The 16,100-nt window shown below is 59.9% G+C and carries 17 protein-coding genes; 10 read left to right on the top strand and 7 right to left on the bottom strand.

Annotation, left to right across the window (positions count from 1 at the left end; all coding sequences use genetic code 11):
• Window positions 1–4: 4 nt before the first annotated feature.
• Complete coding sequence (locus PSUM_RS26120) at window positions 5–1,288, bottom strand: sensor histidine kinase (RefSeq protein WP_020799912.1); 1,284 nt, start codon at window positions 1,286–1,288, stop codon at window positions 5–7.
• The gene (gene colR, locus PSUM_RS26115; protein ID WP_020799911.1) at window positions 1,278–1,961 is read right to left on the bottom strand and encodes a two-component system response regulator ColR; all 684 of its coding nucleotides are present in this window, start codon (window positions 1,959–1,961) and stop codon (window positions 1,278–1,280) included. Before colR ends, PSUM_RS26120 begins: the two co-directional genes overlap by 11 nt.
• A 219-nt stretch (window positions 1,962–2,180) precedes the next feature.
• Here colR and PSUM_RS26110 point away from each other — a divergent pair, with 219 nt between their 5' ends.
• A complete protein-coding gene (locus PSUM_RS26110) occupies window positions 2,181–2,924 on the top strand; it encodes a phosphatase PAP2 family protein (protein WP_020799910.1) in 744 nt (247 codons plus the stop codon).
• A 191-nt stretch (window positions 2,925–3,115) separates the two neighbouring features.
• On the opposite strand, the gene groL is transcribed toward PSUM_RS26110, so the two are convergent.
• From groL to PSUM_RS26090, 4 genes are all read right to left on the bottom strand, one after another.
• A complete protein-coding gene (gene groL, locus PSUM_RS26105; RefSeq protein ID WP_020799909.1) occupies window positions 3,116–4,762 on the bottom strand; it encodes a chaperonin GroEL in 1,647 nt (548 codons plus the stop codon).
• 49 nt (window positions 4,763–4,811) lie between these two features.
• Window positions 4,812–5,105, bottom strand: coding sequence for a co-chaperone GroES (locus PSUM_RS26100; protein WP_020799908.1), 294 nt, complete (start codon window positions 5,103–5,105; stop codon window positions 4,812–4,814).
• Window positions 5,106–5,353: 248 nt separating this feature from the next.
• On the bottom strand, window positions 5,354–5,830 hold the full coding sequence (locus PSUM_RS26095; RefSeq protein WP_020799907.1) for an FxsA family protein: 477 nt from the start codon (window positions 5,828–5,830) through the stop codon (window positions 5,354–5,356).
• Window positions 5,831–5,896: 66 nt separating this feature from the next.
• Window positions 5,897–6,628 carry a HugZ family pyridoxamine 5'-phosphate oxidase gene (locus PSUM_RS26090; RefSeq protein ID WP_033044249.1) on the bottom strand — a complete coding sequence of 244 codons (732 nt, stop codon included), beginning with the start codon at window positions 6,626–6,628 and terminating at the stop codon, window positions 5,897–5,899.
• Between the two features lie 166 nt (window positions 6,629–6,794).
• On the opposite strand from PSUM_RS26090, the gene PSUM_RS26085 reads away from it, so the two are divergent.
• Window positions 6,795–7,553, top strand: coding sequence for an SDR family oxidoreductase (locus PSUM_RS26085; RefSeq protein WP_033044250.1), 759 nt, complete (start codon window positions 6,795–6,797; stop codon window positions 7,551–7,553).
• Between the two features lie 145 nt (window positions 7,554–7,698).
• On the opposite strand, the gene apbC is transcribed toward PSUM_RS26085, so the two are convergent.
• Complete coding sequence (gene apbC, locus PSUM_RS26080; RefSeq protein WP_020799904.1) at window positions 7,699–8,793, bottom strand: iron-sulfur cluster carrier protein ApbC; 1,095 nt, start codon at window positions 8,791–8,793, stop codon at window positions 7,699–7,701.
• Between the two features lie 153 nt (window positions 8,794–8,946).
• Between apbC and metG the strand changes: the two genes are divergently transcribed.
• From metG to PSUM_RS26040, 8 genes are all read left to right on the top strand, one after another.
• Window positions 8,947–10,998 (top strand): methionine--tRNA ligase, encoded by a 2,052-nt coding sequence (gene metG, locus PSUM_RS26075; protein WP_033044251.1) that lies wholly within the window; start codon window positions 8,947–8,949, stop codon window positions 10,996–10,998.
• A 325-nt stretch (window positions 10,999–11,323) separates the two neighbouring features.
• Entirely contained in the window at window positions 11,324–11,893 is a 570-nt protein-coding gene (locus tag PSUM_RS26070; protein ID WP_020799902.1) for an Rnf-Nqr domain containing protein, read from the top strand.
• Window positions 11,890–12,900: an electron transport complex subunit RsxB gene (gene rsxB, locus PSUM_RS26065; RefSeq protein ID WP_083349729.1), complete on the top strand. Its 1,011-nt coding sequence runs from the start codon at window positions 11,890–11,892 to the stop codon at window positions 12,898–12,900. Before PSUM_RS26070 ends, rsxB begins: the two co-directional genes overlap by 4 nt.
• The gene (locus tag PSUM_RS26060) at window positions 12,887–13,873 is read left to right on the top strand and encodes an RnfABCDGE type electron transport complex subunit D (protein WP_083349730.1); all 987 of its coding nucleotides are present in this window, start codon (window positions 12,887–12,889) and stop codon (window positions 13,871–13,873) included. Before rsxB ends, PSUM_RS26060 begins: the two co-directional genes overlap by 14 nt.
• Complete coding sequence (locus PSUM_RS26055; protein WP_020799899.1) at window positions 13,870–14,481, top strand: RnfABCDGE type electron transport complex subunit G; 612 nt, start codon at window positions 13,870–13,872, stop codon at window positions 14,479–14,481. The genes PSUM_RS26060 and PSUM_RS26055 overlap by 4 nt, the downstream gene beginning before the upstream one ends.
• The gene (locus PSUM_RS26050; RefSeq protein ID WP_083349731.1) at window positions 14,474–15,061 is read left to right on the top strand and encodes an Rnf-Nqr domain containing protein; all 588 of its coding nucleotides are present in this window, start codon (window positions 14,474–14,476) and stop codon (window positions 15,059–15,061) included. Before PSUM_RS26055 ends, PSUM_RS26050 begins: the two co-directional genes overlap by 8 nt.
• A 25-nt stretch (window positions 15,062–15,086) precedes the next feature.
• Window positions 15,087–15,725, top strand: a complete 639-nt coding sequence (gene nth, locus PSUM_RS26045) for an endonuclease III (protein WP_020799897.1) — start codon at window positions 15,087–15,089, stop codon at window positions 15,723–15,725.
• A 106-nt stretch (window positions 15,726–15,831) separates the two neighbouring features.
• Window positions 15,832–16,011, top strand: a complete 180-nt coding sequence (locus tag PSUM_RS26040; protein WP_020799896.1) for a PA3496 family putative envelope integrity protein — start codon at window positions 15,832–15,834, stop codon at window positions 16,009–16,011.
• Window positions 16,012–16,100: the final 89 nt, after the last annotated feature.

Below are 16,100 nucleotides of genomic sequence, written 5' to 3'. Positions count from 1 at the left end.
ACCATCAACTCACAGTCGACGCATTGAACTGGACCTGAAAACGACAGCCATTGGGTTCCATGGTCGTCAGGCTGACGCTCCAGCCCTGGTTTTCACAGATCCGTTGTACTAACGATAGTCCAAGCCCGAGGCCCTCTCCGCGTTTCTCGTTGCCTCGCACAAAAGGTTCGAACATCGCTTCGCGTTTTTCCTCGGGAATACCCACGCCACTGTCCTCGACCGTGAACCCGGTGGGCATCAGGCTCAGCCGGATAAATCCACGGTCGGTGTAATGCAATGCGTTACGCAGCAGGTTGCCCATGACCGCGTGCAATAGCGTTGCGTTATACCGAGTAGTGTGGGGACCACCCCAGTCGACAATCAGCTTGAGCCCCTTGGCCTCGATCGGCTCGCGCCACAGGTTGATCAAGCCGTCGGCCACTTCATCCAGCGTTTGCTGCGCAGACATGCCGGCGTCTTCGCGCTGAGCGCGGGCCAGCATCAGGAAAGTTTGTACCAACTCGCGCATTTCTTCACTGGCGCGGGCAATTCGCTCGACCTGGGCAAGGCCGCGCTGGTCGATCCCGGGGTTTTCCAACAGCAACTCGCAGGAACTGGCCAACACCATCAAGGGCGTGCGCAGTTCATGGCTGACGTCACTGGTGAACATGCGCTCACGGGTCAGCGCCTGGCGCAACCGGCCGAGGGTAGCGTCGAAGGCCACGGCCAGCTCACCCACTTCATCGGCCGCATAATCCGGCGCCAGTGGCGGTGCCAGACCCAGTAGCTGATCGCGATGACGTACCTGACGCGCCAGCCTTACTACCGGTGCCATTACCTTGCGCGCCAGCACCCAGCCGAGAAACACCGCCAGCGCCAGGCTCAGCACGAAGCCCACCAGCACCACGGCAAACAGCACTCGCTCGCGCTCTTCGAAGTCACTCTGGTCCTGCAACAGCACATAGCGCCGACCATCGACCACCTCGACCATCGCGTGGTACGACAGCTGCTCGCGAAAAACCTCGTGAAACCCTGGATCCAGGTGCCGCAAATCCTTGGGCAACTCGAAATCGCCCCGCCCGCCGCTGAAATAAAACAACTGGTCCGGTTCCGGGCGATGGCTCCAGTCCGAAACGCTGTCCATCAGCAACAGGCGCTGCAAATCGCCACCCAGGCCCGCCGAGATCAATTTTTCTTCCACCAGGTGCACGGTGGCAACGATGCCCATGGCAAAGGCGCCCGCCACCAGTGCGCTCATCAGCGCAAAGGCAATGATGATCCGTTGAGCGAGGCTCTGTTTAAACTCCATCACGCCCCTCGGCCAGGCGGTAACCCACACCGTGCACGGTTTGCAGCAGCGGTTTGGCGAACGGCTTGTCGATCACCTGGCGCAATTGATGGACATGGCTGCGCAGGCTGTCGCTGTCTGGGCAGTCATCGCCCCACAGGGCCTCTTCGAGAATTTCGCGGCGCAGTACATGCGGGCTTTTCTGCATCAGGACCGCCAGCAACTTCAGGCCCACCGGGTTGAGCTTGAGCAATCGGCCTTCGCGGGTGACCTCCAGCGTATCGAGGTCATAGCTCAGGTCACCCACCTGCAAGGTCCGGCGACCTCCACCTTGGGTGCGACGCATCACTGCTTCGATCCGCGCCGCCAGTTCAGACAAGGCGAAGGGTTTGATCAGGTAGTCATCGGCACCGGACTTGAAGCCTTGCAGCCGGTCGTCCAGTTGATCACGGGCAGTGAGCATGATCACCGGCGTGTCGCGCCGGGCATCTTCGCGCAGGCGTTTGCACAGCGTGTAGCCGTCGATGCCAGGCAACATGATATCGAGTACGATCAAGTCGTAATGCTCCGTAGCTGCCAGATGCAGGCCCGACAAACCGTCCTGTGCGCAATCCACGGTATAGCCCTTGAGTCCCAGGTAATCGGCCAGATTAGCCAGGATATCGCGGTTGTCTTCAACCAATAAAATTCGCATGGGCATCTTCTCCGTACACAATAACGGCCGTCTCGGCCCGCGCAGCTTAAGGCCAAGCGTGATTCAGGGCCAGGGTTGCGTGCAGTCGTCGGTTGGGCGAAATCGTCGGATCAAGCCCCAACGTTTTTTTCACTATCGGTTCACGGGTTGACGACAGGGTCGAGCCCAGACTCCGCGCGGCTGCGTATTCAAGAACATTTCACTGACCAAGGATTGACCATGGTTTCGATCTCTGCACGCCCCGCTTCTCGCCCGCTCAACTTCTGGGTGTGCCTGGGTGTTCCCGCCGTTGCGGCAATCATTCTGGTGTTGCTTGAACTAACGACCCTGGACATGGACCTGGCCAGGCTGTTCTACGATCCGGTCGCCGGGGACTTCATCGGCCGGCACAGTTATTTCCTGGAAACCGTCCTGCATGATCGGGCCAAGCAAGTGGTTATCGCCTTCTCGGTGCTGGCTATCCTCGGTTTTGCCGGTTCGTTCTTTCTGCCCCGGCTCAAGCCGTTCAAGCGGGAACTGGGCTGCCTGGTGCTGTCCCTGGGGCTGGCGACGTCCTTTGTCACGCCGATGAAAGCGGTGACGGCGGTGCAATGCCCGTGGAGCCTGGAGCAATTCGGCGGTCACGAGACCTACAGCGAATTGTTGAGCCCGCGTCCGGCTACAGAAAAACCGGGGCGTTGCTGGCCTGGCGGTCACGCCGCGACCGGTTTCACCCTGTTTGCACTGTTCTTCGTGTTGCGTGATCGCCGTCCGCGCATGGCGCGTGCGGCCTTTGTTTTCGCCTTCGCCCTGGGCTCGGTTTTTTCCATCGGCCGGATGCTGCAGGGAGCACACTTCTTCTCGCACAACGTGTGGACGGCGGTATTCTGCTGGCTGATTTGCCTGGGGTCGTATTACTACATCCTTTATCGACCCACTTCCAAGGCCGAGAGAGAGCTCGAAGCACAGCCGGTCAGTGCCTGAAATACAGATCAAATGTGGGAGCGGGCTTGCTCGCGAAGGCGGTAGATCAGTCAACCTCCCCGGTGATTGACACACCGTCTTAGCGAGCAAGCCCGCTCCCACACTGAATCGCTTGCACTTCAAAATCCGGGCAATAAAAAACCCCGCCTACTTACGCAGGCGGGGTTTTTTTATACAGGGGTAAGGCTGGCTTACATCATGCCGCCCATGCCGCCCATACCGCCCATGTCTGGCATGCCGCCGCCAGCACCGCTGTCTTTCTTCGGTGCGTCAGCTACCGCAGCTTCGGTGGTCAGGATCAGGCCGCCGATGGACGCTGCAGCTTGCAGAGCCGAACGGGTGACCTTGGTTGGGTCCAGGATACCCATTTCGATCATGTCGCCGTATTCGCCAGTCGCAGCGTTGTAGCCGAAGCTGCCTTCGCCGTTCTTGACCTTGTCGACCACTACGCTTGGCTCGTCGCCGGAGTTGGCAACGATCTGGCGCAGCGGCGCTTCAACAGCGCGACGCAGTACAGCGATACCCACGTCCTGATCGGCGTTGTCGCCTTTCAGTTGAGTCAGTGCTTCCAGAGCACGGATCAGGGCCACGCCACCGCCAGGCACCACGCCTTCTTCAACGGCTGCACGGGTAGCGTGCAGGGCGTCTTCAACGCGGGCTTTCTTCTCTTTCATTTCAACTTCGGAACCAGCGCCAACCTTGATCACTGCAACGCCGCCGGACAGCTTGGCCAGACGCTCTTGCAGTTTTTCACGGTCGTAGTCCGAGGAAGTCTCGGCAACCTGGGCACGGATCTGGTTGATGCGTGCTTCGATGTCGCCTTGAACGCCAGCACCGTCAACGATGATGGTGTTTTCCTTGGACAGGGTTACGCGCTTGGCGTTACCCAGGTGCTCCAGGGTGGTGCTTTCCAGGCTCAGGCCGATCTCTTCGGAGATAACGGTACCGCCGGTCAGAACGGCGATGTCCTGCAGCATGGCCTTGCGACGGTCGCCGAAGCCAGGCGCCTTGACGGCTGCGACTTTGACGATACCGCGCATGTTGTTCACAACCAGAGTCGCCAGGGCTTCGCCTTCAACGTCTTCGGCCACGATCAGCAGTGGACGGCCGGCTTTGGCAACGGCTTCCAGTACTGGCAGCATTTCGCGGATGTTCGAGATCTTCTTGTCGACCAGCAGGATCAGCGGGCCGTCCAGCTCAGCGACCATGGTCTCTGGCTTGTTGACGAAGTACGGGGACAGGTAGCCACGGTCGAACTGCATGCCTTCAACAACCGACAGTTCGTTTTCCAGGCCCGAGCCTTCTTCAACGGTGATCACGCCTTCTTTACCGACTTTTTCCATGGCTTCGGCAATGATGTCGCCGATGGAGTTGTCGGAGTTGGCGGAGATGGTACCTACCTGAGCGATAGCCTTGGTGTCAGCGCATGGCTTGGACAGGGCCTTCAGCTCTTTGACGATAGCGATGGTCGCTTTGTCGATACCGCGCTTCAGATCCATCGGGTTCATGCCGGCAGCGACGGCTTTCAGGCCTTCGTTGACGATCGATTGAGCCAGAACGGTAGCGGTGGTGGTGCCGTCGCCTGCGTCATCGTTGGCACGGGAGGCAACGTCTTTGACCAGCTGCGCGCCCATGTTTTCGAAACGGTCTTCCAGTTCGATTTCTTTGGCTACGGAAACGCCGTCCTTGGTGATGGTCGGAGCGCCGAAGCTCTTCTCGATGATCACGTTACGGCCTTTCGGGCCCAGGGTCGCTTTTACTGCGTCAGCCAGGACGTTGACACCGGTGAGCATTTTCTTGCGGGCGGAATCGCCGAATTTAACTTCTTTAGCAGCCATGATCGATATTCCTTAAATACTTTGTAGTAACGGGAAAATGAGCGGGGAATCAGCCTTCGACAACAGCGAGGATTTCGTTCTCGCTCATTACCAGCAGGTCTTCGCCGTCGACTTTCACAGTGTTGCTGCCGGAGTAAGGACCGAACACAACCTTGTCGCCCACTTTCACGGACAGTGCACGCACTTCACCGTTTTCCAGTACGCGGCCGGTGCCGACAGCGAGGATTTCGCCGCTGTTGGCTTTTTCAGCAGCCGAACCTGGCAGGACGATACCGCCAGCGGTTTTCTTTTCTTCTTCGCTGCGACGGATGACGACGCGGTCATGCAGAGGACGAAGCTTCATTGTCGATCTCTCCTAATTGTGGTTTTCATCGGCCGGTGTAGTCCCGGCGGGTTTAACAAAGTCCGGCGGTGCCGGGTGCGGTTCGTCGAGCGAACCGCGGAAGTCTGTCTGGCGTGATCACCAGAAACCTTGCGGTGACCGTTACATAAGGGCGCACAAGCTTATTACAAGGGCGCAGATCGAAAAATTTTTACGGTGATCGCCCGAAAACGAACACGGCACCCGAAGGTGCCGTGTCGATATTGCTGTTACTTGGTATCGCGGTGTTCGAACTCGCCTTCGATCACGTTCGGCTCGCGGCCCAGAGGCTCGCGCGGCGCAGGGCCCCCACGGGGCTGGAGGTCGTCGGCGAACGCACGCTGGCGGATCGCTTGTTCCTCGGCACGCTGGCGCATTTTATTGGCCAGGAGGCGACGGCTGATCGGCATCAGCATGACCAGGCCGATCACGTCGCTGATGAAACCCGGAAGAATCAACAAGCCACCGGCCAACGCCAACATCAGGCCTTCCAGCATGGTCTGGGCTGGCAATTCGCCACGATTCAGGCTTTCACGGGCACGCAGTGCGGTGGCCAACCCGGCAACGCGCAACACGAACACACCGAACATCGAGCCGAGAATGATCAGCAGCAGGGCCGGGAAAAACCCGATCGACCCTGCCACCTTGACGAATACGAACAGCTCCAACACCGGGAACAGCAGAAAGAGCAACAAAAAAGGGCGCATCAAATGGTTCCTCAACGCAAGAATGCCTTGCCAGTAATCCTTAGATGACGTCGCCATTTCGTGAATTCAAGCGTCAGCCACTGCCTTTTTCGGCCAATGTTCGGCATGAGCCAGGAAAACCAAGGCCTCGCGCACTTGTGTCGGCGTATTACAAGGCGCTGGAAACGGCAGCCAGTGCAGCCCCTGGCCGATGAGCAGGTGCATGCCTTCGCTGTCGATGCCCACCAGGGTCGCCGGCGAAGTTTTCGGCAAGCCGGCCAGTTCGACGTAATGCGCAATGGCTTTGGCGTGATCGGCGTTCATGTGTTCGATCATGCTCGCCTCGGCCTTGCCGGCAAACGGGTTGGCCAGGGTCAGCTCGTTGACCCAGTGGATCGCGCCAAACCCGCCAATGTAGCGATGGCGCACCGGCTTGAGCACCCAGAAGTCGAAATCGTGGGCCTGATGATAGTTCTGCGAATCCGGGAAATAGCGGTAGTACCGTTCGGCGGCCGCTTCGATGGCGGCAACGTCTTCGACCTGTTGCGCTTCGGCCAGGTAGGTCAGGCGACCAACGGCCTGGACGTCTTCGGCCCCACGCTCGCCCACGAACAGTGAGCATTTCGGATCTTTTTGCAGATTGTGGGTGTGCTGGGCGATGCGGCTGATCAGGATCAGCGGCCGGCCGAGCTCGTCCAGGCAGTACGGAACCACGGAACCGAACGGGAAACCAGGCATTGACTTGGAGTGTGTGGAGAGCACCCCACGGTATTCCTTGAGGAGCAATTCTCGTGCATGCTTAGCCGCTTCAACGCTCAATTTATGACTCCTTATTAAGAATCCGTCGCAAAAACGGACAGGCTGCTGATGAAAGTTCCAGCATGCCGTCGGGGTAGTTCTCATGTGCAGCCGTGGCCAGATCGGGCGCAGATCGAGAGGCACTCAAGAAGCAAAACCAACCAGACCTGCCACCGGGGGCATGCGAATGAAACTCACTGACAAAGTAATCATTATCACGGGCGGTTGCCAGGGTTTAGGCCGCTCCATGGCCGAGTATTTGGCCGCCAGGGGCGCAAAACTGGCGCTCGTCGACCTGAACCAGGAAAAGCTCGACGACACCGTCGCTGCCTGCACGGCCTTGGGCGTCGAAGCCCGCGCCTATCTGTGCAACGTCGCCAATGAAGAGCAAGTGAGCCATATGGTCGCCCAGGTCGCCAGCGACTTTGGTGCTATTCATGGCCTGATCAACAATGCCGGGATCTTGCGTGATGGCCTGCTGCTCAAGGTCAAGGATGGCGAAATGACCAAGATGACCCTGGCTCAATGGCAGGCGGTCATCGACGTCAACCTGACCGGCGTATTCCTGTGCACCCGTGAAGTCGCGGCGAAAATGGTCGAGCTCGACAACAGCGGCGCGATCATCAATATCTCGTCGATTTCCCGCGCCGGCAATGTTGGCCAGACCAACTACTCCGCCGCCAAGGCCGGTGTCGCGGCAGCTACCGTGACCTGGGCCAAGGAACTGGCGCGCTATGGCATCCGGGTGGCCGGCATTGCACCGGGCTTCATCGAAACCGAAATGACGCTGGGCATGAAACCTGAAGCACTGGAGAAAATGACGTCGGGGATTCCGCTCAAGCGCATGGGCAAGCCTGAGGAAATCGCCCATTCGGCGGCCTACATCTTTGAGAACGACTATTACACCGGTCGGATTCTGGAGTTGGATGGCGGGTTGCGCATCTAGAGCCCCCCTAAACCAATGTGGGAGCGGCGGTGCGACGATTCGACTTGCTCGCGAAAGCGGTGGTTCAGTCAACAATACTGTTGAATGTTAATCCGCATTCGCGAGCAAGCCCGCTCCCACAGGTACCGGCGTTATCCGGCAGATATCAATCGTCGCTGATGGTGATATTCGGCATCGCCGGCGTGGCGGCTTCCTGCAACACGATCCGCGCACCGACATGGCGGGCCAGTTCCTGGTAAACCAGTGCAATCGGGCTGTCCGGTTCGGCGATGACCGTTGGCTTGCCGCCATCGGCCTGTTCGCGGATAGCCATCGCCAGCGGCAGCGACGCCAGCAGCTCGACGCCATACTGATTGGCCAGTTTCACACCGCCACCCTCACCGAACAGATGTTCGGCATGCCCGCAGTTCGAGCAGATGTGTACGGCCATGTTTTCCACCACGCCCAGTACGGGGATGTTGACCTTGCGGAACATCTCCACGCCCTTGCGTGCGTCCAGCAATGCCAGGTCCTGTGGCGTGGTCACGATCACCGCGCCGGCCACCGGGACTTTCTGTGCCAGGGTCAGCTGGATGTCACCGGTGCCTGGCGGCATGTCGATGACCAGGTAATCCAGGTCGCCCCACGCGGTTTGTGTCACCAGTTGCAGCAAGGCGCCGGAGACCATCGGCCCGCGCCAGACCATCGGCGTGTTGTCGTCGGTGAGGAACGCCATGGACATCACTTCGACACCATGGGACTGAATCGGCACGAACCATTTCTGATCTTTGATCTGCGGCCGGGTGCCTTCGGCGATACCGAACATGATGCCCTGGCTCGGCCCGTAGATGTCCGCGTCGAGGATCCCGACCTTGGCGCCTTCGCGGGCCAGGGCCAGCGCGAGGTTGGCCGCGGTGGTGGATTTGCCCACGCCACCCTTGCCGGACGCTACGGCCACGACGTTCTTGACGTTGGCCAGGCCCGGGATCTGTGCCTGGGCCTTGTGCGCGGCGATCACGCTGGTGATATCGACGCGGGCGGCGCTGACCCCGTCAAGGCCTTCAATGGCCATTTGCAGCATCTGCGCCCAACCGCTCTTGAACAAGCCGGCGGCATAACCCAGTTCCAGCTGCACGCTGACGCGCTCACCTTGGATCTCGATGTGGCGCACGCAGCCGGCGCTGACCGGATCCTGGTTCAGATAGGGGTCGGTGTATTGGCGAAGGACGGCTTCCACCGCTGCGCGATTGACGGCGCTCATGGGCAACTCCGAAAACAAGACTGGGAATAGATGGCGGGTATCCTACCCCTTCTGTCTTCCGGACGGCATGCCTGGCAACGATTTGCAGGGGTGAAATATCTTTGCCGGCGCTTTATAGTGGCCGACCTCCGTTTCATCAAGTAGCCGAGCCCCATGTCCGAGCCACGCAAGATCCTCGTCACCAGTGCCCTGCCCTATGCCAATGGTTCGATCCATCTTGGCCACATGCTGGAATACATCCAGACCGATATGTGGGTGCGTTTCCAGAAGCACCGCGGCAACCAATGCATCTATGTCTGCGCCGACGACGCCCACGGTTCGGCGATCATGCTGCGCGCGGAAAAGGAAGGCATCACCCCGGAACAACTGATCGCCAACGTCCAGGCTGAACACAGCGCCGACTTTGCCGAGTTCCTGGTGGACTTCGACAACTTCCACTCCACTCACGCCGAAGAAAACCGTGAGCTGTCGAGCCAGATCTATTTGAAGCTGCGCGACGCCGGGCACATCGCCACGCGTTCGATCACGCAGTATTTCGACCCGGAAAAGAAAATGTTCCTGGCCGACCGCTTCATCAAGGGCACCTGCCCGAAATGCGGCACCGAGGACCAGTACGGCGACAACTGCGAAAAGTGCGGCGCGACCTACGCACCGACCGACCTGAAGGATCCGAAGTCGGCGATTTCCGGGGCCACTCCGGTGCTCAAGGATTCCCAGCACTTCTTCTTCAAGCTGCCGGACTTCCAGGAAATGCTGCAGGCCTGGACCCGCAGCGGCACCCTGCAAGACGCCGTGGCCAACAAGATCGCCGAATGGCTGGATGCGGGCCTGCAACAGTGGGACATCTCCCGCGATGCGCCGTACTTCGGTTTTGAAATCCCCGATGAGCCGGGCAAGTACTTCTACGTGTGGCTGGACGCACCAATCGGCTACATGGCGAGCTTCAAGAACCTTTGCGACCGCACGCCGGAGCTGGACTTCGACGCGTTCTGGGGCAAGGACTCCACCGCCGAGCTGTACCACTTCATCGGCAAGGACATCGTCAACTTCCATGCCCTGTTCTGGCCAGCGATGCTCGAAGGCGCGGGCTACCGCAAGCCGACCGGCATCAACGTGCACGGCTACCTGACCGTCAACGGCCAGAAAATGTCCAAGTCCCGTGGCACCTTCATCAAGGCCCGGACCTATCTGGATCACCTGTCGCCGGAATACCTGCGTTACTACTACGCAGCCAAGCTGAGCCGTGGCGTCGACGACCTCGACCTGAACCTCGAAGACTTCGTGCAGAAGGTCAACTCCGACCTGGTCGGCAAAGTTGTCAACATCGCCAGCCGTTGCGCCGGGTTCATCAACAAGGGCAATGCCGGGGTGATGGTCGAGACCAACGCCGCGCCGGAGCTGACCGAAGCGTTCCTGGCTGCCGCACCAAGCATTGCCGACGCCTATGAAGCCCGCGACTTTGCACGCGCCATGCGCGAGATCATGGGCCTGGCCGACCGCGCCAACGCCTGGATCGCCGACAAGGCACCTTGGTCGCTGAACAAACAGGAAGGCAAGCAGGAAGAAGTCCAGGCCATCTGCGCCACCGGCGTCAACCTGTTCCGTCAACTGGTGATCTTCCTCAAGCCGGTGCTGCCGCTGCTGGCCGCCGATGCCGAGGCGTTCCTCAACGTCGCGCCGCTGACCTGGAACGACCACGCGACCTTGCTCGCCAACCATCAGCTGAACGAGTTCAAGCCGCTGATGACCCGTATCGACCCGGTAAAAGTGCAGGCCATGACCGACGCTTCGAAAGAAGACCTGACCGCCAGCCAGACCGACACCGGCGAGGCTTTACCTGCGGGCAATGGCGAATTGGCGAAGGATCCGTTGTCGCCGGAGATCGAGTTCGACACCTTTGCCGCGGTTGACCTGCGCGTCGCCCTGATCGTCAAGGCCGAGCACGTGGAAGGCGCAGACAAGCTGTTGCGCCTGACCCTGGATATCGGTGACGAGCAGCGCAATGTATTCTCCGGGATCAAGAGCGCTTATCCGGACCCGTCCAAACTCAATGGCCGACTGACGATGATGATCGCCAACCTCAAGCCGCGCAAAATGAAGTTCGGCATTTCCGAAGGCATGGTGATGGCGGCAGGTCCCGGCGGTGAAGAAATCTACCTGCTGAGCCCTGACAGCGGCGCCAAGCCTGGTCAGCGGATCAAGTAAGGCACTGCGGTAAACCGATCCCACAGTCGTGCCTGGCGCGACTGTGGGATTTTCATGTCTGGCCCACCCTCCGTCCTTGCCGGATAATGCATAAACTTTTTAGACGGCTGCGTTGAAAAAGCCCCGTTCTTGCCGTAATGCTGTTCACTTAAGACAATTTTAAGGCGAGCAAGAAATATGTGGTGAGGGGATTCATCGAGACGTCGCACCGCCCCGTTGGGCCGCGAAGCAGCCCTCAGCAACCGTTCAAACAGACCGAGTTGTTCGGATTTACGACTGCTTCGCAGCCGAACGGGGATAAATCCCCTCGCCACAAAGCACTATCATGACCGAAACCCTGCTTACGCTCATCAGTACCGCCCTGCTCAACAACCTCGTGTTGCACTGGCCGCTGGGTGTAGATCCCCTGTTGGGCAGCGAACGTCGCCAGGTGCATGCCCTGGGCATCGCGACGACTTGCCTGATGCTGGTTACCGGGGTGCTTGGCTATGTGATCTATCAATGGCTGCTGGTACCGTTGGCGTTGACCGCGCTGCACCTGTTCGTGTTCCTGCCATTGAGTGCGCTGCTGATCGGCCCGTTGTTGAAGTTGCTTGCACGGGTGTTTTCGACACTGTCCTTCGAAGGTCTTTGGCCGTTGCTGCTGTGCAATGCCGGGGTGCTCGGCGTGGCATTGCTCAACGCCCGGGAGAACAACGGATTTTTTCACGCCTCAGCCTTGAGCATCGGTGCCGGGCTGGGCTTTTGGCTGGTACTGAGTCTGTTCCAGGACCTGCGCCAGCGCACACTCGACAACGATGTGCCCCTGCCCTTTCGCGGCCTGCCGATCGACCTGATCGGCGCCGGCCTGATTGCAGTGGCCTTTCTCGGATTCAGCGGGCTAATCAAAACATGAGTCTGATTCAACGCATCGACGCCCTTTTGCCGCAGACCCAATGCGGCAAGTGTGGCCACCCCGGATGCAAGCCGTACGCCGCAGGCATCGCCAGCGGTGAGCCGATCAACAAATGCCCGCCTGGCGGCAGTGAAACCATTATTGCCCTGGCCGAACTGTTGAACGTGCCGGTGCTGGAACTGGACGCCAGTCGCGGTTCGGCTCCGGCGCAGATCGCCTATATTCGTGAAGCGGAGTGCATCGGTTGTACGAAATGCATTCAGGCCTGCCCGGTTGACGCCATCGTCGGCGCGGCCAAGTTGATGCACACAGTCATCATCGATGAATGTACCGGTTGCGACCTGTGCGTGGCGCCATGCCCGGTAGACTGCATCGAAATGCATCCGCTGCCCTTGAGCGGCGTACTGCCGATTGTCGGTGGCCTGGCCTCCAGCCTGGAAGAACAACGGGCGCGAGCCGCCAAACGCAATCATGCACGGCGCCGTTTCGAGCAGCGCAACGCCCGTTTGCAGCGTGAAGAGCAACAAAAAATTGCCGAGCGAGAAGCCCGTGCGCAACGGGCCGTCCAACCCAGTGAAGTGGCGCTCGACCCGGTGCAGGCAGCCCTCGAACGCGTGCGCGCGCAGAAGGCCGCGAACGCCGATGCCGCCTTGAAAAAAGCCAAGGTCGACCTGGCGATGAGCCGGGCGCAACTGAACAAGTCGCTCAAGGCCTTCGGTCATCCGCCGACCTTCGAACAGCAATCGCAGTTGATTGTGCTGCAACAGCAGTTCGAAGCCGCCGAGCAAGCCTTGGCCCAACTGGAACGCGTTGCGCCGCCAGCCGTGGCGCCTGTCGCCGCTGTGGCGAACGACGCCGACCTGAAACGCGCAAAGATCCAGCTAGCCATGCGTCGTGCCGAGCTGAAGAAAGCCCAGGCGAGTGCGGCTCCCATCGAGCAGATCGAAGCCCTGGAGCGAGCCCTGAGCGAAGCCGAACGCCAGGTGGATGCACATGCCGCCCCTTGAATCGGCGGACGAACGTCTGCAGCAGGCGATGAAACTGGTTCTGCTGGCGACGCTGCCAGGCGTGTTGGCGTTGTTCTGGTTCTATGGCTGGGGGGTGTTGATCAACTTGACGCTCGCTGGTGTCAGTGCCTTAGCCTTTGAAGCGGCGGTGCTGCGATTGCGCAAGCGCGCGCTCAAGCCGACCTTGAGCGATGGCAGCGCCCTGGTCAGTGCCACGCTACTGGCCCTGGCCTTGCCACCCTATTGTCCCTGGTGGCTGACGATCAGTGCTGCGGCGTTTGCGATGTTGCTGGGCAAGCACCTGTATGGCGGGGTCGGCAGCAACCCGTTCAACCCGGCAATGCTGGGTTTCGCCCTGGTGATGGTGACCTTTCCACAGCAGATGACCCATTGGCCAGCCTCCCACGGCATGGACTTGTGGGGTGGCGTGCAGCAAGTGTTCGGCGCAGGCCAAGACCCGGACGCCTGGGTCCGGGCCACGGCATTGGACAGCCTGCGGATCAACAAAAGCCTGACCATGGATGAACTGTTCGCGGCGAATCCGGCCTTTGGTCAGTTCGGTGGCCATGGCGTGGAATGGGTCAACCTGGCCTTTCTCGCCGGGGGCGCGTTCTTGCTGCAACGCCGGGTATTCAGCTGGCATGCGCCGGTTGGCATGCTCGCCAGTCTGTTCATCATCAGCCTGTTGTGCTGGAACGGTTCGGGCTCAGACTCCCACGGATCACCGCTGTTTCATCTGCTCACCGGTGCCAGCATGCTCGGCGCTTTCTTCATCGTCACTGAGCCGGTGTCCGGCGCAAAAAGCCCCGGTGCGCGACTGCTGTTCGGTGCAGGCGTGGGGTTGCTGACCTACCTTATTCGCACCTGGGGCGGCTACCCGGACGGCGTGGCCTTTGCCGTGCTGTTGATGAACCTCTGTGTACCGGCGCTGGAGCGGCTTGTCGCGGCCAGGCAGGAGCTGCGCGCACCATGAGCCGAGCGTCGAGCGCCGCCATCCTGGCATTGCTCGCCACCCTCGGGGCTGGCCTGACTTATCTCGTGCAGCACGCCAGCGCACCGCGGATTGCGACTGAACAGCGCCTGATCGACAGTCGCAACCTGCTGGACCTGCTGCCGCCCGACGGCTATGACAATCAACCGCTGGAGCAACCGCTCAGCCTCGAAAACGCTACGTTGGCCAACAGCACGCTGCTGGCGGGCTACCGTGCGACCAAGGCCGGCCGAGCCTATGCCGTGCTGCTGCGCAGCCAGACCCTGGGCTACGCGGGCGCCATTGACTTGCTGATCGCCATCGATCGCAACGGTAGGTTGCTGGGGGTCAAAACTCTCAGGCAGATGGAAACCCCGGGGCTCGGCGCACGCATCGCCGACTGGCCGAACGCCTGGCTCGAGGGCTTTTCCGGCAGGTCGCGAACCGATCCAGCTGACAACGGGTGGGCCTTGAAAAAGGACCAGGGACAGTTTGACCAGGTTGCGGGAGCGACCATCACCTCAAGAGCGGTGATCCACGCCACCCATGACGCATTGCGCTACTTCGATGAGCACCGAGCCTCACTGCTTGGGAGCCCTTCAAATGAATGAATCGTTGCGGCTGCGGAACACCCTGATGCTCGTGCCACTGATTGGCGCCACCGGCTCGCTGGTGAATGCCCTGGGCCTGTGGTTGATGTTCATGGTGGTAACCAGTGCCTTTGGCCTCTGCATGAACGCCTTGCGCTCGCGCCTACTCCCAGCGACCCATTTGCCGGCCAGCGTATTGCTTGCCGCAACGTTGACCAGTTGCGCAGAACTCGGCGCGCAGGCCTGGTCGTTGCAATGGCATCAACATGCCGGGATCTATGCCGGGTTGATCGCCTTGCAATGCGTCGTACTGGAGCGCAGTGATTTCTTCCAGGGCCCTTGGCGCGAACGCTGGAGCCTCCGCGGCCTGATCGGCGCATTGATGGTGTCCCTGGGCTTGCTGCGCGAACTCATTGGCTACGGGACCCTCGGCAATCATCTGCCCTGGCTGGCGGGTGCAACGCACGCGGATTGGCAGGGCTGGTTGCTGACCGCTGACGGTGGCTTGCGACTGGCCACGCTGGCCCCTGGCGGTTTCATACTGCTCGGGTTGCTCATCGCCGCCTGGCAAGCCTGGCATCGCCCCCCACCCTCACACTGATCGCCTTCGAGGAAACGCACCGCACATGAACGCCGCAAAACGTCTGGAAATATTCCGCCGGCTGCATGAAGACAATCCGGAACCGAAGACCGAACTGGCCTATTCCTCACCCTTTGAGTTGCTGATTGCGGTGATTCTTTCGGCGCAATCAACCGATGTCGGCGTCAACAAGGCCACGGCAAAACTGTTTCCGGTTGCCAATACCCCGGCGGCGATTTATGCCCTGGGCGTGGAAGGATTGTCGGAATACATCAAGACCATCGGCCTTTACAACAGCAAGGCTAAAAACGTGATCGAGACCTGCCGGCTGCTGGTTGAGCGTCATGGAGGGGAAGTACCGCAGACCCGTGAGGAACTCGAAGCCTTGCCTGGCGTCGGCCGCAAGACCGCCAACGTGGTGCTCAATACTGCATTTCGCCAATTGACGATGGCCGTGGACACCCACATTTTTCGGGTCAGCAACCGCACCGGCATCGCGCCTGGCAAGAATGTGGTCGAGGTCGAGAAAAAATTGATGAAGTTTGTGCCCAAGGAATACCTGCTCGACTCCCATCACTGGCTGATCCTTCACGGGCGTTACGTCTGCCTTGCCCGCAAGCCTCGCTGCGGCAGTTGCCGGATCGAAGACTTGTGCGAATACAAGCACAAGACGTCGGACGATTGAGCTGCTATTGGGGTTTTCGATTTATCGATTGAAAAAATCTTTTTTACCCGTCGCAAGATTGTCGATATAAGGAGCCCCAAAGGCCTTCTTCGCCTGGAGTAACTAAATGAGCACTGGCAAAGAACAATTGGACGTGGATGAGGACTTTACCGCCGGAGAGGCTGATGATGCCGAGCCGGTGGCTGAAGTAGCGAAAACCAACCTGAGCAAGCGTCGGACCATCGACAACCTGCTGGAGGAGCGCCGACTGCAAAAGCAATTGGCCGATTACGATTTTGACTTGTAAAACCTAAAAGCCTCCCGAAACGGAGGCTTTTTACCAAGTGTCGAGTCGCGATCAATGCTCGCCTGTGGCACTTCGTAAAACTCGGGCTC

Source organism: Pseudomonas umsongensis (assembly GCF_002236105.1).
Taxonomy (GTDB): domain Bacteria; phylum Pseudomonadota; class Gammaproteobacteria; order Pseudomonadales; family Pseudomonadaceae; genus Aquipseudomonas; species Aquipseudomonas umsongensis.
Note: the sequence above shows the minus strand (reverse complement) of the source record. Positions and strands in the feature narration are given on the sequence as shown.